Raw genomic sequence first — 25,559 nt, 5'->3', positions numbered from 1 at the left:
TAGAAAGTTGTTTTTTGATTTTGAAATTATACCAATTACTGGTATAATGTATGGGTATATTATTTATATTGTGTCAAGTATGAGTTTTTTTTCACAAACTATATAAAGTGGAGGGATTGTTGTGAAGAAGTTTGTTTCAACTTTTGTTGTTCTTCTAGTAATTTGGCTGTTTTTGACTTCTTTTAACCTTTCTGAATTGATCGTAGGGTTCTTAGTTTCAATTGTTTTAGCAGGAGTCATTGCAGGTCTTGTGGATTATGAGTTTGATCTTTCCATTGTTTACAAACTACCTTTGTTTGTGGTTGTATACGTACCTGTTTTCGTCTACAAAATGTTTTTATCAAATATCGATGTTGCAAGGAGGGTTTTAACACCAAAAATACCTTTAAACCCAGGTTTTGTGAAAATTCCTATTGATTTGAAGGGAGATGTTGGTAAGTTAACTTTAGCCAATTCCGTTACTTTAACCCCTGGGACACTAGCAATTGATGCTGATGATGAAAACCTATACATCCATTGGATAGATATAAAAGGTGAAAACGAAAAAGATTACAAAAAGCATGTTACAGGGACTTTCGAAAAAATTTTGGGGAGGATATACAAATGATAGAGATTGTCGTATTTAGCCTCATTGGAATAGGTGTGTTTTTTTCGATCTTGAGAATGATAATTGGTCCTGAAGTAACAGATAGAATCGTCTCTTTGGATACTATGAACGTAATGATCACAGGAATTATTGTTTTGCTGTCGCATATTTTTAAAAATGAAATTTATTTGGATATTGCAATAGTTTACGGAGTTCTGTCCTTTTTGGAAACGGTTGTTCTTTCCAGATATTTGGAGGCGAAAAAATGAAGGTGATCGGAGACGTTTTAATAATAATTGGAGGGATTTTCTATCTATTGGGAGGTTTAGGTATATTCAGAATGCCGGATGTTTTCAATAGAATACAGGCAGGTACGAAAGCCACGACTTTAGGTGCGTTTTCTTTAATTTTAGGAGTTGGATTTTTAAACCCAACGTGGTTTTTGAAGTCACTAATCTTAGTCGTTTTTATGACTATCACCAATCCCGTTGGAAGTTCCGTTTTAGCTCGCGCCTCCTACTTACATGGTGCAAAAATAGCAAAATTGCAAAAAGATGATTTAAAAAGTTTGTATGAGAAAGAGGAGATGAGCCAAGATGATTGAAATAATAGCTGTAATCATTGGTTTTACAATGATTCTCTTCGCTTTGATGGCAATTGAATCGAAAAAGTTGTTGAATTCCATCGTTTTTTTATCTATAACGTCTTTGCTCTCAGTTGTGGAATTCATAATCATGAAAGCTCCGGATGTTGCTATAACTCAAGCTGTTATAGGTTCGGGTTTGATGACCTCGCTCTTCGTTTTTACTTTGATGACTATGAAAAAGAGTGGTGAAAAATAATGAAGAAGTTTATTTCAGCTTTAATGACGCTTGCCCTTGCCTTTTTTATTTTTTCATTATTGTACGATTCGGAAAGTTTCTTTCCAAAGTACGGTGAGAGAGATTTAAATAACACCGTTTCACAAGGATACATAGAGAAAAACGTCGATGAAACCAGACCTTATCCGGAAACAGGATCGGCTAATATTGTTACTTCTGTAGTCGTTAATTACAGAGGATTTGATACCTTAGGAGAATTAACAGTCCTTTTTATTTCGGCAATGGGGGTAGCCTTGCTTTTAAATGTAGGGAAAGAAAGGATTATCTTTCGAGTAAAACCAAATTTCATTCTCAAAGCTGGTGTTCGAATTATAACAGGCATTATATTGATCGTTGGGATTTATATCTTCGTTCACGGTCATCTAACCCCAGGTGGAGGATTCCCGGGTGGTGCAATGATAGCCTCATCGGTTTTATTGATGTACATAAGCGATGATAAATTTAAAGAGAAGATGAAAGCCTTCAATGTACTTGAAGGCACCTCGGGAGTTTTGGTTATAGTCTTAGGGTTAATAGGACTTTTTGCTTTTAATTCATTTTTATACAACTTTTTGCCTTCGGGCGAGATTGGTCAACTTTTCAGCGCAGGATTGACACCTATACTATACGTTTTGATAGGTTTAAAAGTTGGTTCTGAATTATCAAATATCATTGGCAACTTTTTAACACAGGGGGGAGAAGAATGATTCAGTATTTATTTTTAGCACTGTTTTTTGTTGGAATCTACGGCTTACTCTCATCGAAGAATTTGATTAAGATGCTTATTTCACTGAACCTTTTAGAATTAGGTTTGAATCTTTTCATTATATCTGTTGGATACATTAAAGGTGGTAACGCACCGATTATAACTCCTGAATCTGTTTCAAATTATGTTGATCCACTCCCTCAAGCGTTGGTATTAACAGCCATTGTTATCGGTTTTGGGACTACCGCTTTAGGCTTGGCTTTTATTAGAAAGGTATACTTTGAAAAGGGTTCTATCGAAATAGATGAAATTAGAGGTGGTTCAGATGATTAATCCAGTACTTTTAATAGTTATCCCTCTACTTCTAGCGTTCGTTGGGGTAATGTTTAAAAACCTTTCAAAATCTCTTTTGTTTTTTGGGTTGATTTTAAACACCATCTTTGCTTTTTTTGTACAAAAAGGAAGTTACGAACTTGGAGGCTGGCAACCGCCATTTGGTATTAACATGTTGGTGGATAATTATTCTTTATTTGGGATAGTATTAATTAATGTTTTGTTTCTCGTTTCCTCTCTGATTGGAATAAGGAAGATTGAAAAATATTCATTGCCTCTGTTAATATCTTTAGCCGGTTTAAATGGAATGGTGTTAACTAATGATTTATTCAACTTCTACGTTTTCTTTGAAATAGCCACTATTTCAGCTTATATAATATCAACGTTACATGGAAAGTACCATCATACGTTTAATTATTTGGTTTTAGGTTCCGTGGGATCTAGTTTGTATTTACTTGGAATAATTATTGTATACGCCGTTGTTGGAAGTCTTAACATGTCTGATTTGTCCATGCATTTTTCGGAACTTTCAGCAAATATTCAACTGATAGTTTCCATTTTAATTTTTTCAGGTTTAGCGGTTGAGGCAAAACTTATACCTTTTAATAGTTGGGTTAGAGGTATTTATTCTAATGTGAACACCTTGACTGCCCCATTATTTTCTGCTGTTTATGCGTCAACAGTTTTTTTGGTATTTGGAAGGTTCTTTTCCAATTTAATTACCATTAGTGGGCCTTTGTTTAATATTTTTATCGCGATTACTTTCATCACCTTTATATTTGCCGAAGCTTCTGCGACCGCCACAAAGAATATGAGAGAAATACTTACTTTCTCAAGTATTGGACAGGCAGGATTGATCACTGGACTATTTTTAATAGGTGGGGGGTACGCAGCAATTTTACAAATTATAAACAATGCTTTTGCTAAGATAGTTATGTTTTCTACTGCCGCGAACGTTTATGAGAATAATTCAAGTGATTCTATCGATCAGGCTGCGGGGATATTTAGAAAGTATCCTCTAATAGGTTTTGGATTTACTGTTTCTGCTTTGTCTTTGATAGGTCTTCCTTTGTTCTTCGGTTTTTATGCGAAATTCAATATTATAAACACTGCTTTCAATACCAACTGGATTATTCCATTAGTAATATTGTTGGGAAGTTTGTTGGAAGGTGTTTATTATATAAGGATGCTAGTTAAACTATGGGTACCAGGTGAAGAACACGAGGAGGCAACTGAAAAATTGACCACCAAATTTTCCATGAACAAATTATTTGTTATAAGTGTCGTAGCGGTAGTTGTTGGATTCTTATTCATTATTGGAGGAATCTACCCAGAATTACTCGGAGATTTTGTACAGAATGTATCTGAACCTTTGAAGGAATCCTTATCTTATTTGTCAGTGGGAGTGATGTAGATGGCGTTAAACTCTCTGTTAATTACAGGTTTGTTGTTATCGATTTTGACTTTTTTCTTAACAAAGATAAACAAAAAGTTGGGTAGCTACTTTACCATTTTTTCAACATTGTTTGTTTTAGTTTTTTTGTTTGGATATATGAACGATGTTGGAACAGTATTTAACCTTTGGTCTTTTGGAGGATTTTCATTGCAATTGGTGAGTTCTAATTATGGTTGGTTCTTTTCCATAATAATGGTTTTAACTTATTTTCTTGTGTCTTTTTTTAATCCATATTGGATAGAAAAAATGGTTAATCCTGCTTCATACAACATGCTCTACGTGTTTTCTGTAGTTTCTACGTTGGGGGTTTTCTTTGCCAAGGATTTTCTTACGTTATTCATATTTTGGGAGATGGTAGTTTGGTCTTCCTTGTTCATAATTCCCCTTGGTAAATCAAGGAAGGCCTCTGTAGTTTATTACGCAATCAGTACGATCGGTTCTTTTTCAATGTTTTTTGCTGTGATGTATTTATACTCATTGTATCAAACTTTTGATATAGAAAGTATCTCACAGAATTTAATTAGCAGTCCCAATACAGCCGTGATGGCTTATTTTGTAATTATTATCGCAGGACTAGCAAAACTCGGAATTTTCCCATTTCACACGTGGCTCCCCATTGCCCATGGGAACGCTCCTCATACTTTTTCTCCAGTTCTTTCGGGAGGATTAGTTAAAATGGGGGCATTTATAGCGTTGTTGGTTAGCGCAATTATACCCACTTCGCAGATTTTTTCTAACCATATTCATATAATCGGTGTTCCTTATGAAAATTATATAATCATGGTTTTAGGAGCAATAAGCATTATAGTTGGAACCCTTATGGCAATAAAACAAGAAGACGCTAAAAGATTGATAGCTTATTCCACCGTTGCAAATGGTGGATACATATTGATCGGTATCTCGCTTTTAGATCAAGTAGGATTCGCGGGTGGAATGATGCATATTTTCAATCACGCAATGGCATCAGCCGCTATGTTTTTAACTATTGGAGCGGTTGCTTATAGGACTGGTACAACAAATATGAGTGAACTGGGTGGGTTGATAAAGAAAATGCCTGTAACCTTTGCCGCTTATTTAGTTGCCATAATTTCCATTGCGGGGATACCACCCACGAGTGGATTCGCATCAAAGTGGTTGATCTTCCAAGGTTTAGCGAGCAAAGGACTTATGTTTATAGCTTTTGCCACCTTTTTTGGAAGTATAGGGTCTTTCATGTACGTATTTAGGCCTCTTGCTACCGTATTTTTAGGTCAATTGTCACCTAAACACAACGATGTGAAAGAAGTTCCCTTTATGATGCAGATTCCAATGCTTGTGATGTCTTTACTTACAATATATTTTGGCGTGTTTCCTTCTCACATGTTAGGATTTATTTCTAAGATTCAGGCTTCTCTGAATCTTGTTCCAATCAGTGTAGAAGGTTCTAAGATATACTCCTTCAGTGGCATGTGGGATTCTTTAGTGATTACGGCCGTCTTCGTAATAGGTTTCATTATAGCCGCATTGATTTTTTATACACATAAAAAGGCTCAGCCCGTTGATCAAATGAACACTTACACTGCTGGCGAATTTATATACGATCCTGAATCGTATCATTATGCCAAAAACTATTACGCTCCTTTTGAAAGATTGTATAAGAATCATCCATCAGTGGAAAAATTTTATGATGCCATAGCTTTAAGAGTAAACGAATTTGGCCGTCTTGTCAGAAGTTGGTTCTTTTCTTCAAACGCTTCTGTAGGTGTCTTTTGGATTTCTGTGATAATAACAATAGCCTTTTTCTGGGGTGATAAAATATGAGTTATTTGATAGCCTTGATGATAGTTTTCATGGGATTTTTATGGCAGGTATCTCTTGATGGTATTCAAAGAAAAGTTACCGCTAAAGTTCACAGAAGAGTAGGACCACCCTGGTATCAAACTTTTATGGATATTTTTAAAGCTTTATCAAAATCATCTATAACACATGGTTTTATTTATGATTTTGGTGTGATGATGGCTTTGGGAGGAACGATAGCCACTTTTATGTTCTTACCTTTTGGCAATATCGTGGCTTTTAATGGTCTTGATAATTTCTTTGTAGTTGTCTATTTATTAGCAATAGGTTCTCTTGGGATGGCTATGAGTGCTTCTGGTTCAGGAAACGCCTGGGCAGGAATAGGTATTATGAGGGCGTTGACTCAGATGGTTGCTTATGAAGTCCCATTTATGATAGTTGTATTCGGTATGATACACGTTTATGGTACTTCTTCACTTAGTGAATTGGCACATGTACAACAAATGAATGGGATTTTTGGATGGCATATTTTTACTATGCCCTTAGGAGCCATAGTAGCTTTTATATCTTTACTCGGTATGCTTAATAAGGTACCATTTGATACGCCCATCGCACCAGCAGAAATAGCCTCTGGACCTATGGTTGAGTATGGTGGAAAACATTTCGGTATGTTGATGTTGCAGCACGAGTTTGCAACTTTAGTTGAAGTTGGTTTGTTCGTGAACCTGTTTTTAGGAGGAGGAAATTTAATTGAATACTTAATAAAGTACTTTTTTGTTTATACCTTAGTCACACTGATATACGCTGTTTCGGCTCGTTTTAGAATAGAGAATGTTGTAACATTCTTCTATGGAGTTCCAATAGTACTGTCACTTGTTCAAGCTGCGATAGTAATTTTTACAGGACTGGGGGTGAACGTATGACAAATGAAGAGAAAATAGAGCAGATGAATATCTTCGAAGAAGATTTAAACGATACCATAACTTTTTGGGAAAAGATAAAAAATATCTTCAGAGGCAAATCTTTATGGATGCTTCATTATTGCACAGGTTGTGGCGCGGTAGAACTTCCGCCAACAATGACAGCAAGATTCGACATGGAAAGATTGGGTATGGGACCTATGGCAACACCTCGTCAAGCAGATGTTCTGCTGATAACAGGTTATTTAAGCGTTAAAACTTTAAGAAGAGTTATATACACTTATGAACAAATGATGACTCCAAAATATCTTGTAGGGTTTGGGTCTTGTACTTTAAACGGGGGAATCTACTATGATTCCTATGCGGTGATCAACAGGCTGGATTATTATCTTCCAGTTGATCTCTACCTTGCCGGATGTATGCCAAGGCCTGAAGCTATAATGAATACTTTCAAAACGCTTGAAAACATGATAACAAAAGGCGAAGCCAACGGATGGAAAAAATATGTTGAGAATTACGATTGGTATCGAAATAATCAAATCCGTTCTTTAGGGGAGGTGTATGTAAAGGATGAATTCCACGAATGATGCCAAAGAGATGATAAGCATTCTTGAGAAAAATTTCGATATAAAAGATTTCACCACGCCAAAGAAAAATGAAATAAGTTTAGTTGTTGATCAAAATAATGTACCAATGATATTGACTTATTTAAAGGACAAAGGTTGGAAACAGTTAAGTTTGATAACCTGTATTGATTGGATTGAAGAAAACAAATTTGAACTAGCTTATGTTTTGTTCAACTGGACAAATGGAATTACTTTTTTAGTAAAAACAAAGATAGATAGAAAAAATCCGGAATATATCAGTATCATAGATATTTTCCCTGGAGCCAGATACTACGAAAGGGATATCCATGAGTTCTTCGGAGTAAAATTTGAAGGTAATTCAGATTCTGAAAAACCGTTGTTCTTAGAATTATGGGATGATAAACCACCTATGAGAAAAGATTTTGATCCGTTAGAGTATTCTAAGCGTAAATTCCCTGATAGAAAGTATGATGTGGAACTTTCCAAGAACGCAGTAAAAGAAGTCATAAAAGAAGGTGGAATAAATGAAAGAACTTAAATTATACTTGGGGCCAAATCATCCGGGAATGCACGGAAATTTCAGTGTACATATGTATGTTGATGGAGATACCATCGTCAGGGCAAGGCCTATGCCTGGTATGTTGCATAGAGGATTTGAAAAACTTATGGAAAGAAGACTTTGGATGAATAATCTTGCACTCATACCAAGGATTTGCGTACCAGAACCTGATATTAATGAGATGGTTTACGCCATGGCGATAGAGGAGTTAGCAGGAATTGAAGTCCCTGAAAAAGCTCATTGGATAAGGATGATAATCTTAGAACTAGCAAGAATCGCAAACCATCTAATGTCGCTTGGAGGAATAGGAGGACCTGTTGGACTCTATACTGGACCCAATTGGGGACTCGCAGATAGAGATCTTATATTGGATATCTTTGAAGAGATAACAGGGGCAAGAGTTTACCATATGTATATCGTACCAGGTGGCGTAAGAAAGGATTTGAGTGAAGAAACTATTGAGAAAATAAAGAGTTTTCTCGATTATTTAGAAAATCGACTTCCAGAATACGAAGATTTGATTCTCAAGAACTCCCTCTTTCAAAGAAGAACCAAAGATAAGTTGTTGTTACCTGCAGAGGTTGTTTGGGAGTTAGGAGTTACTGGGATAGGCATGAGATCAGCTGTGGGAGAAGCATACGATATTAGAAAAGTAGACCCATATGCAAGGTATGACCAAGTAGAATTCTCTGTCCCAACCGCAAACTACTCAGATGGATATACAAGGGTGTATTTCAAATACCTCGAAACGTATCAGAGCATAAAAATAATAAGACAGGTAATTGAAAAAATGCCCAAAAAAGGTAAAGTATGGAACAAAATATCTAGTGGAAGTGCTTTAAGGTGGCGTGTTCCAAAGGGTCAAGTTTACACTCATATCGAGTGCACAAGAGGAGAATATGGTTATTATATGGTTTCAGAAGGAGAAGATAAACCCTATAGAGTTGCTGTTAGAGGAGCATCCTATCCACAAGGTTTATTGGGGGTAGAAAAATATTTGCCCGGTACGAGGATAGAGGATGCAGCGCTTTGGATGGATACAATGGGTGTCTGTGCTCCTGAAATAGATAGATAAAAATTAAAGGAAGAGGTGAATATGATGAATACACCTGAAAAAAGTTTTTTTGCTCCAGCAAGGGCCTGGAAATACCTTACGAAAAAGCCTGTTAGTGTTCCTATGGAAGATATCTTAATGACACCTCGAGAGGCTTCGGATAGATATAGAGGTTTTCATATAAACGACTGGGAAAAATGTATCGGTTGTGGTACTTGTTCAAAAATATGTCCGACAGATGCTATAACAATGATTGAGTTCGAAGAACTCCCAGATGTAGAAGGCTCTAAACCACAAAGGCCCGCCATAGATTATGGTAGATGCAGCTTTTGTGGTTTATGTGTGGATATATGTACCACTGGTTCATTGCAGATGACCAAAGAATATGTACATATATCTAAAGATCCAAACACCTTCTTTTTTATTCCCACAGATGACGGGATCCATGGAGTTAAAAAACCTTTAGGTTATGTTAGAGATGAAGATTCAGACCTACTTGACTTGGAAAGAGAAGAGATGGAAATTGACCCATCAGAAATCAGAAAAACCTCATTCATAGAGATGGTTAAAGGATTTTCAAAAGAACAAGCTGTAAAAGAGGCTTCAAGATGTGTGGGGTGTAGTATTTGTGAAAAGACATGTCCGGCACACATGAACATAGCAGATTACATAAAGGATATATACAATGACGATCTTCAAACCGGTTTGAAAGATCTTTATAAAACGAATCCTTTGCCCGCGGTATGCGGTAGAATTTGTACTCATCGATGTGAAACAGCTTGTACTATAGGTCACAGAGGAGAACCTATAGCAATACGATGGTTAAAAAGATATATCGTGGATAACGTTCCACAGGATAAATATCCAGAGATTTTAGATCAGGAGATTATAAAAAAGGCTAACGCTAAGGTTGCCATCGTTGGAGCTGGACCTGCCGGACTTTCTGCAGCTTATTTCTTGTCTTTAATGGGATATGAAATAACTGTTTATGAGGAAAAGAACAGGCCGGGAGGTGTTCTTAATTATGGAGGTCCTGCTTATAGGCTTCCAGACTCGGCTTTTGAGCAAGATGTAAATTACATAAAGTCGTTGGGAGTAAAGATAGTAACAAATACAAAAGTTGGTAAGGATATCACATTAGAAGAATTAAAAGCAAAAAACGATGTAATATTTGTTTCAACTGGATTCAACAAAGGTAGAAAGCTTCCCATCGAAGGATCTGATCATGAAAAAGTCTTTGATTCTTTGACAATTTTAGAAGAAATGAAAAATTATGTCAGAGGAGAAGGTCCAAAACCATATATACCGAAATCTCTTGTGGTAATTGGGGGAGGAAATGTTGCCATGGATGTTGCAAGGTCCATGCTCAGACTCCAAAACATGGAATATAATAAATCTGAAGTACATGTCCTCAGTTTAGAGAGAAACTTTGATGAGATGCCTGCTGATGAAGACGAGATTGTTGAAGGCGGAGAAGAAGGGGTAATTTTTCATCCAGGATGGGGTCCCGTGAAGGTGATAGTTGAAAATGGAGAACTGAAAGGTGTGTTATTTAGGAAATGTGTGGAAGTATTCGATGAGGACGGAAGATTCAACCCAAAATACGATGAAAGTAACACTATTACGGTAAATGCAGATATGGTCGTAATGACTGTTGGGCAGGCTCCAGATTACAGCTATCTGCCGGAAGAGATCCAAAAGAACATGAAGATAGAAAGAGGAAAAATAAAAACAAACGAGTACGGTCAAGTGGAAGGTTTACCATGGCTGTTTGCAGGTGGGGATATAGTACATGGTCCAGATGTAATTCACGGAGTTGCAGACGGACACAAAGCTGCTCAAGGAATAGACCAATATATAATGGAGAAAAAATTTTCAAAATAAAAAAATAGAGGGGAGCTTGGTAACTCCCCTCTTCTTAATATAATAATTGAATTAGTAATAATACTATAAGAGAAATAAGTCCAGAAATCATAGGTGTTCCTATCCAACCAAATATTACTTTCATTATCGTATTAGTATCAAAAGTTCTAGTACCTGTTGCTAATCCAACACCTATAATGGCACCTATTGTAGCCTGTGCGGCACTGACAGGGATACCAATTAAAGAGTAGACCCACAAGGTAACCCCTGCCCCCAAAATCGATATGGATGATGAAAAATGATCTAATTCAACAATTCCTTTCCCTACGGTATATAAAACCTTTTTGTTTGTAGATAAAATTCCAACCGCTATTACTGAACCACCTATAATAAGTAAAAAGTTAGGAGTAAGTAAAACGTTTGCAAATACTCCAGTAACGTTTGCAACGTTGTTAGCCCCTAATGAGTAGGCACTATAACAAATAGCGAGCCATGTTAGTACTTTTAAGAATCTATCTTGGGCTGTGATCCCCAAAAATTTTCTAAATATTAGGGCTAAAAGTCTATATAATATAAAAGCGAAAACCAAGGCACCAATAGGAGTAAGTATCCACGAAATAAAAATTCTTGTTAAAATGGCTGAATTGAACGTTCCTTTTAGAATACTTAAACCAATCAGAGCTCCTACAACAGCCTGGGTAGCAGATGCAGGAAGCCCAATCAAACTCATAAAAATCATCGTTAAAAAAGCACAAAATAAGGCTAATGATAGTAGTTCAACACTTAAATTAGTCAAAGCCCCCAAGGTGTTTAACCCATTTCTCCCCCCAACTACTGAGCCGACAAAAACAAAAAATGCAGATACTATAATAGCTTTTTTGTATGGAACTAATCCAGAAGCCACAGCTGGTCCAAATACATTGGAAGAATTGTTGGAACCTAAAGACCATCCTAACAATATAGCTGGGATTAAATAAAATAGATTCATATTAAAAATATTCCCCCATTTTAGGAAGATATTTAAAAAATTAAAGCCCATTTTTACCATAGTGGCAATCATAGGCTTTTCTCAGAAGAGATTTTTCTATTCTAACACCAATTTTAATAGATGTCAATGATTAGAAAAATCAAAATAAGAGAAAGTAAATTTAGGAATTGTTAATTATTTTTTTACTAGATAAAGATTATCATATGGTATAATAAATTCGTATTCTTTATTAACCTGTTGAATCAGTAAGGGGGAAGACAACTTTTGGGCAGTCTTAAAAGAGCGGCTGTATTTTTTACTTTCTCAATTTTGGCTGTAGTAGCCTTTTCGTCTTATTCTATCGTTGAACATCAAATTAAAAGTAATGAAACATTGTATAGTATATCAATTGAATACAACGTATCCATTTCAACTATTTTAGATTGGAATCCTAATTTATCTCCAAACAATTTAAAAATTGGGCAAGTAATATCGATTCCTCAACCGGAAGGGTATATCTATGAAGTCAAAAAGCGAGATAATCTAACTTATATCGCTAAATTGTTTTTCACAAGCGTTTCTGATATAGTTAAAGCGAACAATCTTGCTACAACAACTATTTTTGTTAATCAAAAACTTTTTATCCCTAAAAGTGTTGTAGGAAAAGCTTTTAATAACGAAAGAAGTATAATATGGCCTGTTTATGGTACGATTTCTTCTCTTTATGGATATAGGATTCACCCTATTACTAAAGAATATTCTTTTCATAAAGGGATCGACCTTGCGGCACCCATCGACACACCCGTTTTTTGTGTTGAAGCGGGAGAAGTAAAATTCGTTGGCGAAAATGGCGGATATGGTTTGATGGTTGAAATAGAATCTTCCAATGGTTCTTATGTTTACGGTCATCTTTCTCAAATAAATGTGTATGAGGGTCAATATGTCGAAAAAGGCGAAATGATAGCAAGAGTGGGAAATACAGGTTTAAGTACAGGTCCTCACCTTCACTTCGAAGTTAAAAAGGCCGATACAAATTACGACCCGTTAGTATTTTTGCCTTCCAGTAATAGAATTTATGTATTGAATAATACAGAAAACGAATATGGCTTAGGTGGAAATTGATACAAATCCTCAAATTTGACACAGTGCGTTCCATGTCTTATATGTATCTTCCAATATGTATCTCTCTTTAGCTAATGCATAGCTTATTTTGTTTTTAATCGCTAATTTGTACCCTTCATTCAAAGATATGATTGATACCTTTCTTAGTTCTTCAACGCCTTCAAAATTCTTGTCATCTCCTGCTGAATCGGAAATAACAAGCGCTTTTCCTATATCTCCCATTTTTTCATAACCGCTCGTGTGATAATATATCGCTTGGTATATATCATCGTCAATAAGGAATTTCCTTGCCAAAAATTCCGCACTTACTTTTCCATGCAAGAGAATGGGGCGATTTTTATCGAATTTATCAAGTGGAATTTTATAAAACTCCGCCAATTTTATTAACCTGCCTGGATCTACATCTCGAAACAAATCGTGTCCTAACGAGGCGACTTCCACTTTTCTTTCTGGAAGTTTGTGGATTTGGGCTAATTTTATGGAGAAATTGACAACGTTGTAGATATGTTCTAATCTTTTTTTAGATTTAATAGTTGCTTTTAAATACATTTTTAATTCTTCTATAATTCTGGTTAAATCCAAATTATAACCTCCTAACTATGCGGTCATATAACAATTAAAAAATTGTGTAATCTTCCCTTTCAACTTCTAAACCATAATTAAGTTCGATGTCATCCTCAATCTGTTCAATAAGGTTTAGTAAATAATCTCTGCTTTGACTTAACGACGATACGAATATTCCCAAGTAATTTTTCGAGTCGTTATAATTCCCTTCTAGAGCACACACATTGTACTTTTTTCTAAGTGAGTTTATAAGTGTTTTCACTACCGATCTTTTGTCTTTCAAAGAACCAATTCCAAACAACCTAATTTTCAATTCTAATTTGATGCAGAACATTTTAATTCCCTCACCATTTTTTGAATTCAATTTTATCTTCTATGTACTCTTCAAAACGAGCTAATACAAATAACAGATCAGATAATCTATTTGCATATTTTTTTAATGGCTCTGATACAGGTTCTTTTTTGTCTAAAGCGATAATTCGTCTTTCTGCTCTTCGAGCTATAGTTCTACAAATATCTAACTTTGCAGATTGCAAAGTTCTTCCGGGTATTACAAATCCCTTTAAATCTAACCTGTTTTCAAATTCATAAACATAATTCGTAATTTTAAGGGCATCTTCTTCTTGAATGGGATATTTATATGTTTGACTTTTGGAAGCTAATTCTCCTGCTACTTTAAATAAATTATTCTGTACTTCGTTAATTATTTTTTTTACTTCATGAGATTTTAAATAGTGGCTTGCTTCGGAAAGGAATGAGTTTAATTCATCTACGGTACCGTAGGCTTCAACCCTTAGGTCGTCTTTTGATACTCTTTCTCCACTCCAAAGAGAAGTTTCACCCTTATCACCTGTTTTTGTTGTAATAGACACCATACATCTCTCCTTTTTATTTATTTGTCCTGTGACCCTTTTAAAATGAAAATCTTAGTTTTGAAGTGCCACAGTTTGCACAATGCGGCAAACTTAAAAAACCATTTTGCACAAAGCTGCAAAAGATATATAAAAATGGGGCATAGCCCCATTTTATTTTTGTAATTCTTCTTCCCTTTTTCTTTCTTCTATTATTTTGTTTTGTATATCAGGGCTGACTTCTGAATAATGGGAAAATTTCATGGTAAAATAACCCTTTCCTGAGGAGATAGAACTGAGACGAGGTGAAAAATCCAGCATTTCAGCCAATGGAATTTCAGCCACTATCTTATCGTATCCTTTCCCGGCTGATTCCATTCCTAAAGGCCTTCCCCTTTTAGCTGTAACTTCACCGATAACATCTCCTGTGTTTTCAGTGGGTAAGAATATTTCAACATGCATAATTGGTTCTAAAATAACCGGTGTGTCGCTTTCCATAGCTATTTTAAATGCGTGCCTTGCAGCTATTTGAAATGAAATATCTGAAGAGTCAACTTCATGGTAAGAGCCATCAAAAAGAGTGACCCTAATATCAACAACAGGAAAACCAGCCAAAACACCTTTTTTGATAGCTTCTCTGATACCTTTGTCTACGGATGGTATGAAATTTTTTGGGATAACTCCTCCAACGATTTTATCAACAAATTCATAGCCTTTTCCTCTTTCTAGCGGTTCAATTTCTATTTTAACGTGACCGTATTGACCATGACCTCCGGTTTGTTTTTTGTGTTTGTATTCTGCCTGGGATTTATTTCTTATGGTTTCCTTGTAAGCAATTTTTGGTTTTCCTACCTCAAAATCAATGCCGAAATTCTTCTTCAATTTCTCTATCATTATTTCTAAGTGAATGGTTCCCATTCCACTTATGACCGTTTCTCCAGTTTCCGCATCGAATTCCCATTTAAATGTTGGGTCTGACTCTGCAATTTTTGCCAACGATTCAGTAATTTTGTCTATTTCATTTTTAGAATTAGGGGCTATAGACTTAGATATCATCGGTTCTGGAAATTCTGGTAATTTCAGCCTATTTGACGTTTCTTCACTGGATACGGTTTGATTTATTTTACTCGATTTAAGCTTAGGTATAACTAAGATATCGCCAACACCAGCGACTTCGACTTCTTCGTTCTTATCAAATCTAGGTATGTTGATATGGGAAATCTTTTCTCTTGTGGATTCTTCAACAATATAGATACTAGAACCGGCTTTTAAAGAACCGCTAATAACCCTTAGATAGGTGAGTTTTCCAACGAACGGGTCTACTTCATTTTTAACGATGATACCTAAAAACTGACCATCTTCTTGGGAAGAAATCTCACTGCCTTCTTCAGTGTGAAACTTTCTTTCAAGCGGGGTCATTCCGAAACTCATTAAAGCCTTTATCAATTGATCAAAACCAATGTTTTTTAAAGCAGATCCAATGAATACAGGAATTATTTTATCTTCATCATACGCTTTATGAAGTGAGGAAATCAATTCTTCTTGACTTAATCCTTCTTCGCCGGATTCAAAATATTTTTCCATTAGTTCTTCGTTGGTTTCAACAATATCTTCTATTATTTCAGAATGAAATCTTTCCAAATAATCTTTAGCATTATCAGGGATTTCACTCTGTTTGGAGGATTTGCCTGTCCCTTCTTCATATATAAATACGTCATTTGATAAAAGATTTATAACTCCTTTAAAATCTGAGCCTTCACCTATGGGAACCTGGAAAGGAACTATTCTTATTTCGTCCTCAAAACTTTCTTTGAGTTCTTGCATTAAGTTTCCGAAGTTAACTTCTTCTTTATCCATTTGGTTTACATAAAATACGATAGGCTTGTTTAATTCTCTCGCCATATTCCAAATTCTTTCTGTTGTTACTTCCACACCAGCAGAAGCGTTTATTACAATAACTACGTTGTCCACAGCGTTTAAAGCTATTTGTATATCTCCTATAAAGTCTAAAGATCCCGGTGTATCAAAAAAGTACATTCTTGAATCATCTAAATCGAACGAGAAAATGTGGTTAGAAAAGGTTGCTCCTTTTTCTTTTTCAACAGGATCCTTGTCTAAATGTCTTTGACCTATTCTATCAGTTAATCCAAGATTTACAAGGACATCGTCCATAAGGGTAGTTTTACCACATCCATGATGTCCAAAGAATCCTATGATCCTCTTTTTTTCAGCGTTATATTCACTCACTATTACCCCTCCATTCTAAATCTATTTCTTAACTACGGGATTTTTTTATAAACACTTAGAAGCACGGGAATATAATTACGAGTTTTTTCGTTTTTGAAATTTTGTATTTCACCCTCGTAATAAACTATAGAAGAACTACCACCATCTAGCATCATCGCAACTTCAAACTCACCAATTTTAAATAGCAGGTTTCTTGTTTCGTCGTATGTAAGACCTGTTTCCGGATTATCAAGTCCTTCAATTACCATTAAATTGATATTTTGTTCTTTATCTATCGCTACTACAGTTCTAGGGGCTTTACCATAAATTATTCCATTGGAGTAACTTTTCTTTTCTGCATCTAGTTGTTCTTGCGTATATTTGGAATGTATCAATATGGGCCCACCCTCTAAAAGTAAAGTAGGATCGTTTGTCAAATTTTCGCTTTTATTAAGTGTGAAATCGACTTTTGTTCCCAAAGATATATTTTCTAAATATTTTTCGTATTTTTTATCTACAAGTATTAATTTTTCACCTTCAGAAGGAGTTGTTTTGTTTTTTGATATAATTCGGTTATTTTCATCAATTAAGAAAAAAACATAATTCTCTTCTGTTTCCGTTATGTTTCCCTTATAATGATGAGTATATAATTTAACGTCTCCTTTCCAGGTAGAATTAATGGATTTTATCCAAAAAAGCAGATTATCAATATTTAATTGGTATTCTAATTTAATATAGTCGATGTCTAGAAAATTTGTTCCTATAATTAATGCAGGCCGAGAATAAGAACTCAAATGTAATAATGCGCCGTCGGATATGATATTTCCCACTGGTTCCAAAGTTTGAGGATCGAAAAAAGAAGCGTTAACAGAAAAGATCGGATTTTTCTCTTTTAAAAAAGAATATACATCGGAGCGTGTTCCTAAATTATTCAAATCAACTTTTATTTGATATATTTTTGGATCGACGATTAATTGGTAAATTTTTAACCTTTGTCCGTTTAATTCTTCGGTTTTTTCAATGTATTGAAGACCTTCGTTTTCATATGTGGTTTTATCCGTATCGGTGCTGGTTGAAATAACTTTTTCATCGATGATAATAGATAAATTTTTCCCATTTAAATTAACTTCATAGTTGAAATCACTTTTGAACTTTAAGTAAGCGGTATTGTTTGAGTATGAATAGTCGAGATTATTTGGAATACTTTCCATAGGTGCAACAGGTTTTATGCTTAATAAGTAATCTCCATCTTTTGTTATTCTAGTCAAAGTTATCGAATCTTCTGAGAGATATGAATTAAATTCAATTTTGATTTCACTTGTACTAACATTACAGGTAGTTATTTTAGGAATTTCTGAGTAGAAGAAAATATTGTCAATATCTTTAAAATTATTCAATTGTAAGAATGTAGATAAGACATCTTCCCTTATGTATACATTTTCATCGATAATAAGTACGGAATTATTGTATTTGTTTATAAAGTTAATTTTAGAGTAATAATCGTTCAAACTAATTTCTAAAACATTTTTATTGTATATTATATACATTATTCTGGAAGTGCGATTCATTACCATGCTATCATATTTGGAAAGATAATCAACATTAATATAAAAATAATCTTGATTTTTGATAGCTTCCATATTCACAGGAGGATTTTTTTGAGATATAAAAATAGCTTCTTCAGAAAATAAATTTATTGCTAGAATTATTAGCAAGAAGAGAAAGATAAGCTTTTTCATCAATGAATGATCCTCCATCCAATCAACTTTTCTCATTGGAAAATAAAACATCAAGAATTACATTTTTATTTATGTTTTTAGGTCTTTCTTTACTAATGTTGTAAGCAGCATTTAAAAGGTTTAGAGAGGCATCAACGTCGCTGTTGTCACTGACAAACAACTTAGCTATTGTCTCCCCTTCTTCAACTTTATCACCAAGTTTTTTGTTAATTGTTAAACCAACACTTTTATCGATAATATCTTCTTTTTTTTGTCTGCCGGCTCCTAATACCATTGATGCTAAACCTATTTTTTCGGTATCAATAAAGGTTATATACCCTTGTTCCTTTGCCTTGAATTCTAAAGTTTTTGAGGATATATTAAGATACTTAGTGGGATCATCAACTACTTCTTCTTTTCCGCCCTGAGCTTTTATCCATTCTTTCATTTTTTCTTTTACTATACCGCGTTCTATGTTTTCTATTAATTTTTTCTTCGCTTCTTCATAGGTTATTATACCAGATAAGGAAGCCATATAAGAAGAGATTTCTAAACATAACTCAGAAAAATCTTTTGGGCCTTTTCCTTTGACTGTATCTATTGCTTCCATTACCTCCAAAGCGTTTCCAACGTTATCTCCCAAAGGTTGATCCATATTGGTAATTAAAGCAACAGTATTTTTATCGTATCTTTTTGCGATTTTTAGCATGATTCTACCTAACTCTTTGGCATCTTCAATGTTTTTCATGAACGCCCCTGAACCCACTTTGATGTCCAAAAGGATTCCGTTACTATTTATGGCGAGTTTTTTACTCATTATACTTGAAGCTATTAAGGATAATTCCTCAACAGTTGCGGTAGAATCCCTTAAGGAATACAACTTTTTATCTGCTGGGGCAATATTTCCAGTCTGTCCAGCCACAACAATCCCTACGTTGTTCGCTATTTCAAAGAATTCTTCAGTGGTCAGAGAGGTTTTAAAACCAGGAATAGATTCAAGCTTGTCTATAGTTCCTCCAGTGTGCCCTAAAGATCTGCCCGATAATTTGGCTATTTTAACCCCTAATGAAGCAACCATAGGTGCTATGGCTATTGTAGTTTTGTCACCAACGCCTCCAGTAGAGTGTTTGTCGATTTTTTTACCTGTGATCCTTGATAAGTCTATAATATCTCCACTTTTAAGCATTACATCCGTTAGATTATAACTTTCTTCCTCTGTTAAATGGTTGAAGAAAATAGCCATTAACCAGGAAGAAACTTGATAGTCTGGAATACGGTTTTCTAAATAGCCATTGATCATAAATTCTATTTCTTCTCTTGTATTTTCTTTAGCATCTCTTTTATTTTTTATAATATCGTATGCTCTCAACTTTAAACCTCCGTTTCATTATTTGTTTTGATAGGAAGGATGACTTGAAACAATGTACCGTTGTTTTCTTCACTGTCTAAATATATTCTTGCATTGTGGTTATCCAAAACAGTTTTGACTATGTACAAACCAATCCCCAAGCCTGGTACTTGCCTGCTTCTCGATTTGTCTACTCTGTAAAATAGATCGAAAATCCTTTTTAATTCTTTTGAAGGTATGCCTATTCCTGTATCTTCAATTTCCAAAATTATAGTATTGTCATTTTCGTACAATCTTAACCATACTTTCTTTTCGCCTTTTTCTTTTAAAGCTGTGAATTTAAAAGAATTGTCTAAAATATTATACACTACCTGAAGGAGTCTATCTTCATTACCGAAAACGTATAGATCATCTTCTATTTGTTCTTCAAACTCAATGGACATCTTATCAGCAACAATTTTAAAGAAATCAAAGGCTCTCTTTACCGTATTAGAAAAATTGAAATATACAAATCTTTTTTCTTCGCCTATATTTTTTTCCAATCTCTCTATATCTAAAAGATCGTTAAACATTCTGGTTAATCTCGATATTTCTTCTTCTATTTTTTTTAGTGGTTGATAAATTTCTTCGTCCAAATTAGGTTCGTGCAATATCGTTTCTAAGTATCCGCTTATAACAGATAAAGGTGTCCGCATTTCATGCGACATGATGGTTAAGAATTCCCTTCTTAGATCTTCTAAATTTTTTTCTTTCGTGATATCTAACAAAATAATAACTCTATAATTTTCAACATTTATTGATTTAACTTGACATCTGAAGTATTTTTTTTCTGGATAATAGAATGAAGTTTCTTCTTCCAAATCTTTATTAGTTTTAAAACTTTTTAAAGTCAATTCAATGAGATTGTGATTGTCAACTACCTCTGTTAATGACCTACCGACAAAATTTTCTGTTGTGAAAATATTTTTGGCAAAAGAATTAGCGAAATCCACCCTGATAATTTCATTTTGATTATAAGAAACCAATATTATTCCTTCGGAAAGGGTATCTAGAATCGAAAATATGTTCCTTCTTTTGTATTTTTCGGATTTGTATTTTTCTTCTAAATTTTTAATATACAAAGTTAGTTGATGCAAAAGAAAATCATCAACAGGATTTTTTATGTTTATATTTATGCTTTTTGCAATCTCATTTTTAAACCGTTGATGAGCCTTTTCTTCTTTTCTCTTTCTTGAATAAGCATATATAAATAAAATATTTGTGATAATAAGCAATAAAATAACGATAATATATATATTGACCAATATTTTCACCTAGTTTATTAATAAAATCCAATTGGAAAAAAGGCAGAGGTATTACCCTCTGCCATTGAATATTTAGTAGTTTCTTTCCTTTCCAGGATCTCTGAATTTGTATCCTTTCCCTCTTACTGTAATTATGTATTTTGGATTAGAAGGATCTTCTTCGATCTTTGTTCTCAACCTTCTGATATGAACGTCTACTGTTCTTGTATCTCCGTAGTAGTCATAACCCCACAATTTATCCAACAATACATCTCGACTAAAGACTTTTCCTTCATTTTTAGCAAGAAAAACTAACAAATCGAACTCCAACGGGGTAAGGCTGACTGGATTTCCCCCTACCCAAACTTCTAATCTTTCAGTGTCGATAATTAAATCTTTGGCTGTAATTTTTTTGGGTCCTTCTTCTTTCATTTGAGCTGATGCAGCTTGTCTCCTAAATATGCTTTTAATTCTTGCAATTAGTTCTCTTACATTAAAAGGTTTAGTGACATAATCATCGCTACCAAGTTCTAACCCAGCTACTTTATCAGCAGCATCATCTTTGGCACTCAATATGAGTACGGGCGTATTGCGATAATCTTCGCTGGATTTCAAGATTCTAATTAAATCAAATCCATCCATTGAACCTGGTAACATAATATCCACTATGAAAAAGTCGGTATCTTTTTCCTCTAATTTCTTTAAAGCCTCATCAGCAGACACAGCCGTTATTACTTCGTAACCTTCTTTGGTCAAGTTCAAAGATAACATTTCAGAGATCGCCGGATCGTCTTCTACTATCATAATACTTTTTTTTGCCACTTTTCTTTCCCCCCTTTGGGATATTTTTTTGGTTAACTTATTTAACTAAGACTCATCTTCATGTGTAACGCTCAGAAATTTGTCCTGACAAATTTATACTCTCCATTTTTTGATTTAAGTTTTTTCTCAGGATCTTTTTAGAAACAATATTTCGAGTTAATTCAAAAGTTGCGATTTTGTTAATTTCATCAAAGGCTTCTCCCTGAAAATGCACTTTGTTGTAGGAAACATCTGTTATTTTTAACTTTATGAATACCTTAAAAGAATAAGGTGTAGAGGACAGATGGTCTATGCAACTATGTGAAACTACAGAAACTTGATCTTTTTCCAAAAGATCTTTTAAAATATTATACGTACATTTATGTATTTCTTCTAAAAGAGAAGAGGTGCTTAAAGCATGAAAACTTATAACTTCTTTATCTTCTGACCATAAATAACTTTCATCTTTTACTTTAAAGGAGTAATTAAATTCCTTTCCTTTCAATGAGATTATTTTCTCTAGAAAGGTACTCATAGTTTACCACCTTTGCTTCTTCTTGAGTTGAGGATACTCCAAGATTTTCAAAATATTCCTTTAGGTCATCTGTATCTTTCTGTAATAAGTCTCTTAGTTCCTGTCCTGAGATAGTTTCCTTTTTTAAAAGATATTGAGCAATGAATTGTAGCTTCTCCTTGTTCTCTAACAACACTGATTTAGCCTTTTCATAGCTTTTATTTATTATTTGCTTTACCTCAGAATCCAGTTCTTTTGCAGTTTCATCCGAATAGTTTTTTTCTCTAAATAGTTCACGTGCTAAAAACGTTTCTTCACTTTCGCTAGCCCAAGCTACAGGACCTATTTTTTCGCTCATACCAAAACTTTCTACCATCCTTCTTGCCATTTCTGTAGCTCGCTTTAAATCATTTTCGGCTCCGCTGGTAATTTCATCGAATATTATTTCTTCTGCGGCTCTACCAGCTAACATTACCGCAATATCATCGAGTATTTCAGATTTATTCATCAGATACCTGTCTTCAGAAGGTAACTGTAAGGTGTACCCTAAGGCCGCGTAACCTCTAGGAATAATTGTTACTTTGTGTACAGGGTCAGCATTTGGTAAGATAGTTCCTAAAATAGCATGACCTAGTTCATGATATGCAACGACTTCTTTTTCTTGTTCGGAAAGCACTCTCGTTTTCCTCTCGGGACCAACTATAACCCTTTCGATAGCTTCTTCGCAATCCTTCATTGTTATGAACTTTTCCCCGTTTCTTGCTGCCAAAAGCGCCGCTTCGTTGACTAAATTTTCTAAATCTGCTCCGACAAATCCAGGAGTAGCTCTGGCTAACACCTCTAAATCAACATCGGGGGCTATTTTCTTGCCTCTAAAGTGAATCTTTAATATATCCTTCCTTCCTTCGGCATCAGGTCTATCAATTACCACTTTTTTATCAAATCTTCCAGGTCTTAGCAAAGCTTTGTCTAGAACATCAGGCCTATTTGTAGCTGCCATAACTATTATTCCAATACTTGGATCGAATCCATCCATTTCTACTAATATGGAGTTAAGGGTCTGCTCCCTTTCATCATGACCTCCTCCAAGACCCGATCCTCTTTGCCTACCAACTGCATCTATTTCATCAATAAAAATGATAGCAGGTGCGTTTGCCTTAGCTTGATTGAAAAGATCTCGAACTCTTGCGGCTCCTACCCCAACAAAAAGTTCCACAAAATCAGAACCACTAATATAAAAAAATGGTACACCTGCCTCTCCAGCCACTGCTCTAGCAAGTAAAGTTTTACCTGTGCCTGGTTCCCCTACTAAAAGCACACCCTTTGGCATTCTAGCGCCTAGCCTATTAAAAACCTTTGGATCTTTCAAAAATTTTACTACGTCTGTTAATTCTTCTTTCGCTTCCTTAACCCCTGCAACGTCATTAAAAGTGGTGCGGGTTTTTTTGGGGTCATATTTTTTAGCAGGACTTTTTATAAAATTCATACCTTGATTTGCTCCACCCCCGCTTGATCGAAACAAAAAGGTGAAAAGAAAAATAAGTAAGAAAACAGGCAAAAGAAACGTTAAAATAGAGAACCACCAACTGTTTTCTAAGCTTCTGACATATTTAATCTCTATTCCTTGATTTGCAAGTCCATAAACATATTGTTGGTCTGATAAAAGAGTTGGGGCATATGTTTCATAATAAAGTCCTCTATTATCTCTTGCTCTGGCATAGCCAGAATCTTCTATTTCTAGAGAGACAATCTTTTTATCTTCCAACATTTGAACTAACTCACTATATTCTATTTTCGAAACATCTGGAGTACCGATAAGGCTGTTAACTCCAACATATATAAAAATACCTATTGTTATATATATTAATAATAGCCAAAGAACTCTAGATTGGTTTCTTTTATTTTGCAAGACTAGACCTCCTCTTTTCTCAATTCTATAAGTTTATTAAATTTTAACTAGCAGAGAATCACTTTTTTTTGTTATACTTAACCCATTTATCTTTCTTACTCCACCCTTGCGCATTTTTATGATTTTCTCTGTTTCCTCCATATTTGGAGGATATTTACCAAACTTCAAAAAGGCAATTCTTATTATTTCGCCATCGAAAAAGTCATTTTCTAATCTTAATTTTAATGAGTCTTTACTGATCTCACTTCTTTCTTCAAATTTCCTTTTAACTTCTTCCCTGTAACTCCAAATGATTTTTGCAAGTCTAAAGAAACTTTCTTTGTACCTTGGATTGATCTTCTCAAATAAAGGAGTAAATTCATATCTTATCTTATTTCTGGCATAATCCAAAGAATAATTGTACTTATCTTCCACATACTCTATATTATTAATTGTAACATAATTTTTGATTTCTTCCAAGTCTATACATAACATTGGTTTTGTTATTTCTTCTTCTATAGGGATTAAGCCGCCTAATCCATATATACCTGTTCCTCTCAAAATTCTGTAAATCATTGTTTCAAATAAATCATCCATATGATGAGCGGTTGCTATTTTATTATAACTTAACATTCTTAATGTTTCATAAAAAAACTCATACCTTAAATTTCTCCCCGCTACTTCAACGCCTACCTTGTTTTCTTTTGAGTATGTAAAAACATCCGCTTTTTTGGAAAAAAAAGGTACACTTAGTTTCTCGCAAACTCGTCTTACAAAGGCTTCGTCACTATCAGCCTCTTCTCTCATGCAATGGTTTAAATGGGCTACAGATACTTCAAATCCCATAATTCTGGATAATTTAAACATTACATGAAGCAAAGACATTGAATCTTTTCCACCGGAAACTCCTAATAGAATTTTATCATATTTGTTAAAAATTTTATAGTCTCTTATAAATTTAAATATTTTTTTCTCAAAATCTTGGAGTATCACTTCCTCTTCTCCTTTCAATTATCAATCTGATAACGTCTATAAAAACAAAACAGCGTCTCAAGACGCTTTGATTACTAAAAATATTGTGGAGCCGGTGAAGGGATTTGAACCCCCAACCTACTCATTACGAATGAGCCGCTCTACCGTTGAGCTACACCGGCAACTTAATCCGTTATTGACAATACATACAAAAAACCCCTATTTGGGGTCAAAAATGGAGGGCCTGATTATCAAAAAATATAATATCCGACCTTAATGCGGAATTTCGCACTATTAAAGTGCCAAGCACCATTACGTGCACGAGATTCTTTAGGCCCTCCATTGTGTATTTTACTATATAATTTCAAAAATGTCAACTGTACGCATTAGATAATATTACATGTCCGTGAAAAAGATTGGTTAGATCATAATTCGATGTCTTTGAAATGATATCATATCCTTGACTCTTTTGGAAGGAGGCAAGGAAAAAATGGAGGCATTCGATATGGAACTAACCAAAAGGTTGATAGAAAAATATTTGAAATCAAGTAAAAAAGAGAAGTCAGAGATTATTTCAAAGTATTGTGAGTTAACAAAAGTAAAAA

General features: G+C 34.5%; 26 protein-coding genes and 1 tRNA gene. 14 read left to right on the top strand and 13 right to left on the bottom strand.

Annotation, left to right across the window (positions count from 1 at the left end):
* The first annotated feature begins 121 nt into the window (after positions 1 to 121).
* From X926_RS02835 to X926_RS02775, 13 genes are read left to right on the top strand one after another with little or no spacing between them, the layout of a single operon-like run.
* Complete coding sequence (locus X926_RS02835; protein WP_012208723.1) at positions 122 to 607, top strand: Na+/H+ antiporter subunit E; 486 nt, start codon at positions 122 to 124, stop codon at positions 605 to 607.
* Positions 604 to 855: a monovalent cation/H+ antiporter complex subunit F gene (locus X926_RS02830; protein ID WP_041534061.1), complete on the top strand. Its 252-nt coding sequence runs from the start codon at positions 604 to 606 to the stop codon at positions 853 to 855. The genes X926_RS02835 and X926_RS02830 overlap by 4 nt, the downstream gene beginning before the upstream one ends.
* Positions 852 to 1,190, top strand: a complete 339-nt coding sequence (gene mnhG, locus X926_RS02825) for a monovalent cation/H(+) antiporter subunit G (protein WP_012208721.1) — start codon at positions 852 to 854, stop codon at positions 1,188 to 1,190. The genes X926_RS02830 and mnhG overlap by 4 nt, the downstream gene beginning before the upstream one ends.
* A complete protein-coding gene (locus X926_RS02820) occupies positions 1,183 to 1,428 on the top strand; it encodes a hydrogenase subunit MbhD domain-containing protein (protein ID WP_012208720.1) in 246 nt (81 codons plus the stop codon). The genes mnhG and X926_RS02820 overlap by 8 nt, the downstream gene beginning before the upstream one ends.
* Complete coding sequence (locus tag X926_RS02815) at positions 1,428 to 2,153, top strand: Na(+)/H(+) antiporter subunit B (protein ID WP_103064910.1); 726 nt, start codon at positions 1,428 to 1,430, stop codon at positions 2,151 to 2,153. The genes X926_RS02820 and X926_RS02815 overlap by 1 nt, the downstream gene beginning before the upstream one ends.
* Entirely contained in the window at positions 2,150 to 2,485 is a 336-nt protein-coding gene (locus X926_RS02810) for a sodium:proton antiporter (RefSeq protein ID WP_012208718.1), read from the top strand. Before X926_RS02815 ends, X926_RS02810 begins: the two co-directional genes overlap by 4 nt.
* A complete protein-coding gene (locus tag X926_RS02805) occupies positions 2,478 to 3,899 on the top strand; it encodes a complex I subunit 5 family protein (protein WP_103064909.1) in 1,422 nt (473 codons plus the stop codon). The genes X926_RS02810 and X926_RS02805 overlap by 8 nt, the downstream gene beginning before the upstream one ends.
* Positions 3,900 to 5,741 carry a proton-conducting transporter membrane subunit gene (locus tag X926_RS02800; RefSeq protein WP_103064908.1) on the top strand — a complete coding sequence of 614 codons (1,842 nt, stop codon included), beginning with the start codon at positions 3,900 to 3,902 and terminating at the stop codon, positions 5,739 to 5,741.
* A complete protein-coding gene (locus tag X926_RS02795; RefSeq protein ID WP_103064907.1) occupies positions 5,738 to 6,640 on the top strand; it encodes a respiratory chain complex I subunit 1 family protein in 903 nt (300 codons plus the stop codon). Before X926_RS02800 ends, X926_RS02795 begins: the two co-directional genes overlap by 4 nt.
* 23 nt (positions 6,641 to 6,663) lie before the next feature.
* Positions 6,664 to 7,224 (top strand): NADH-quinone oxidoreductase subunit B family protein, encoded by a 561-nt coding sequence (locus X926_RS02790; RefSeq protein ID WP_103064976.1) that lies wholly within the window; start codon positions 6,664 to 6,666, stop codon positions 7,222 to 7,224.
* Positions 7,208 to 7,762: an NADH-quinone oxidoreductase subunit C gene (locus tag X926_RS02785; RefSeq protein ID WP_103064906.1), complete on the top strand. Its 555-nt coding sequence runs from the start codon at positions 7,208 to 7,210 to the stop codon at positions 7,760 to 7,762. Before X926_RS02790 ends, X926_RS02785 begins: the two co-directional genes overlap by 17 nt.
* Positions 7,749 to 8,858, top strand: a complete 1,110-nt coding sequence (locus X926_RS02780) for an NADH-quinone oxidoreductase subunit D (protein WP_103064905.1) — start codon at positions 7,749 to 7,751, stop codon at positions 8,856 to 8,858. The genes X926_RS02785 and X926_RS02780 overlap by 14 nt, the downstream gene beginning before the upstream one ends.
* Before the next feature lie 24 nt (positions 8,859 to 8,882).
* Positions 8,883 to 10,721: an FAD-dependent oxidoreductase gene (locus tag X926_RS02775; RefSeq protein WP_103064904.1), complete on the top strand. Its 1,839-nt coding sequence runs from the start codon at positions 8,883 to 8,885 to the stop codon at positions 10,719 to 10,721.
* Between the two features lie 34 nt (positions 10,722 to 10,755).
* Here X926_RS02775 and X926_RS02770 read toward each other — a convergent pair whose 3' ends face one another.
* Positions 10,756 to 11,688: an inorganic phosphate transporter gene (locus X926_RS02770; RefSeq protein ID WP_103064903.1), complete on the bottom strand. Its 933-nt coding sequence runs from the start codon at positions 11,686 to 11,688 to the stop codon at positions 10,756 to 10,758.
* A 264-nt stretch (positions 11,689 to 11,952) separates the two neighbouring features.
* Here X926_RS02770 and X926_RS02765 point away from each other — a divergent pair, with 264 nt between their 5' ends.
* Positions 11,953 to 12,789, top strand: coding sequence for a M23 family metallopeptidase (locus X926_RS02765; protein WP_103064902.1), 837 nt, complete (start codon positions 11,953 to 11,955; stop codon positions 12,787 to 12,789).
* Positions 12,790 to 12,798: 9 nt separating this feature from the next.
* Here X926_RS02765 and yqeK read toward each other — a convergent pair whose 3' ends face one another.
* The 12 genes from yqeK to X926_RS02705 all read right to left on the bottom strand — a co-directional run bounded on the left by yqeK (position 12,799) and on the right by X926_RS02705 (position 25,136).
* On the bottom strand, positions 12,799 to 13,371 hold the full coding sequence (gene yqeK / locus X926_RS02760) for a bis(5'-nucleosyl)-tetraphosphatase (symmetrical) YqeK (RefSeq protein ID WP_103064901.1): 573 nt from the start codon (positions 13,369 to 13,371) through the stop codon (positions 12,799 to 12,801).
* A gap of 34 nt (positions 13,372 to 13,405) precedes the next feature.
* Positions 13,406 to 13,687 (bottom strand): DUF503 domain-containing protein, encoded by a 282-nt coding sequence (locus tag X926_RS02755; protein WP_012208707.1) that lies wholly within the window; start codon positions 13,685 to 13,687, stop codon positions 13,406 to 13,408.
* 10 nt (positions 13,688 to 13,697) lie between these two features.
* Positions 13,698 to 14,225, bottom strand: coding sequence for a cob(I)yrinic acid a,c-diamide adenosyltransferase (locus X926_RS02750; protein ID WP_041534059.1), 528 nt, complete (start codon positions 14,223 to 14,225; stop codon positions 13,698 to 13,700).
* Between the two features lie 153 nt (positions 14,226 to 14,378).
* A complete protein-coding gene (gene fusA, locus X926_RS02745; RefSeq protein ID WP_103064899.1) occupies positions 14,379 to 16,451 on the bottom strand; it encodes an elongation factor G in 2,073 nt (690 codons plus the stop codon).
* A 32-nt stretch (positions 16,452 to 16,483) separates the two neighbouring features.
* A complete protein-coding gene (locus X926_RS02740) occupies positions 16,484 to 18,169 on the bottom strand; it encodes a phosphodiester glycosidase family protein (RefSeq protein ID WP_233186669.1) in 1,686 nt (561 codons plus the stop codon).
* A 22-nt stretch (positions 18,170 to 18,191) separates the two neighbouring features.
* Positions 18,192 to 19,517, bottom strand: coding sequence for a thymidine phosphorylase (locus X926_RS02735; protein ID WP_103064897.1), 1,326 nt, complete (start codon positions 19,515 to 19,517; stop codon positions 18,192 to 18,194).
* Between the two features lie 2 nt (positions 19,518 to 19,519).
* Positions 19,520 to 20,800, bottom strand: coding sequence for an ATP-binding protein (locus X926_RS02730; RefSeq protein WP_103064896.1), 1,281 nt, complete (start codon positions 20,798 to 20,800; stop codon positions 19,520 to 19,522).
* A gap of 72 nt (positions 20,801 to 20,872) precedes the next feature.
* On the bottom strand, positions 20,873 to 21,601 hold the full coding sequence (locus X926_RS02725) for a response regulator transcription factor (protein WP_012208701.1): 729 nt from the start codon (positions 21,599 to 21,601) through the stop codon (positions 20,873 to 20,875).
* Positions 21,602 to 21,659: 58 nt separating this feature from the next.
* Positions 21,660 to 22,115, bottom strand: a complete 456-nt coding sequence (locus X926_RS02720; protein ID WP_103064895.1) for a thioesterase family protein — start codon at positions 22,113 to 22,115, stop codon at positions 21,660 to 21,662.
* The gene (ftsH, locus tag X926_RS02715) at positions 22,066 to 24,003 is read right to left on the bottom strand and encodes an ATP-dependent zinc metalloprotease FtsH (RefSeq protein WP_103064894.1); all 1,938 of its coding nucleotides are present in this window, start codon (positions 24,001 to 24,003) and stop codon (positions 22,066 to 22,068) included. Before ftsH ends, X926_RS02720 begins: the two co-directional genes overlap by 50 nt.
* Positions 24,004 to 24,039: 36 nt before the next feature.
* On the bottom strand, positions 24,040 to 24,975 hold the full coding sequence (gene tilS, locus X926_RS02710) for a tRNA lysidine(34) synthetase TilS (RefSeq protein WP_103064893.1): 936 nt from the start codon (positions 24,973 to 24,975) through the stop codon (positions 24,040 to 24,042).
* 86 nt (positions 24,976 to 25,061) lie between these two features.
* Positions 25,062 to 25,136 (bottom strand) — tRNA-Thr (locus tag X926_RS02705).
* Positions 25,137 to 25,559: the final 423 nt, after the last annotated feature.

This window comes from Petrotoga sp. HWHPT.55.6.3, assembly GCF_002895495.1.
Classification (GTDB): Bacteria; Thermotogota; Thermotogae; order Petrotogales; family Petrotogaceae; genus Petrotoga; species Petrotoga mobilis.
Note: the sequence above shows the minus strand (reverse complement) of the source record. Positions and strands in the feature narration are given on the sequence as shown.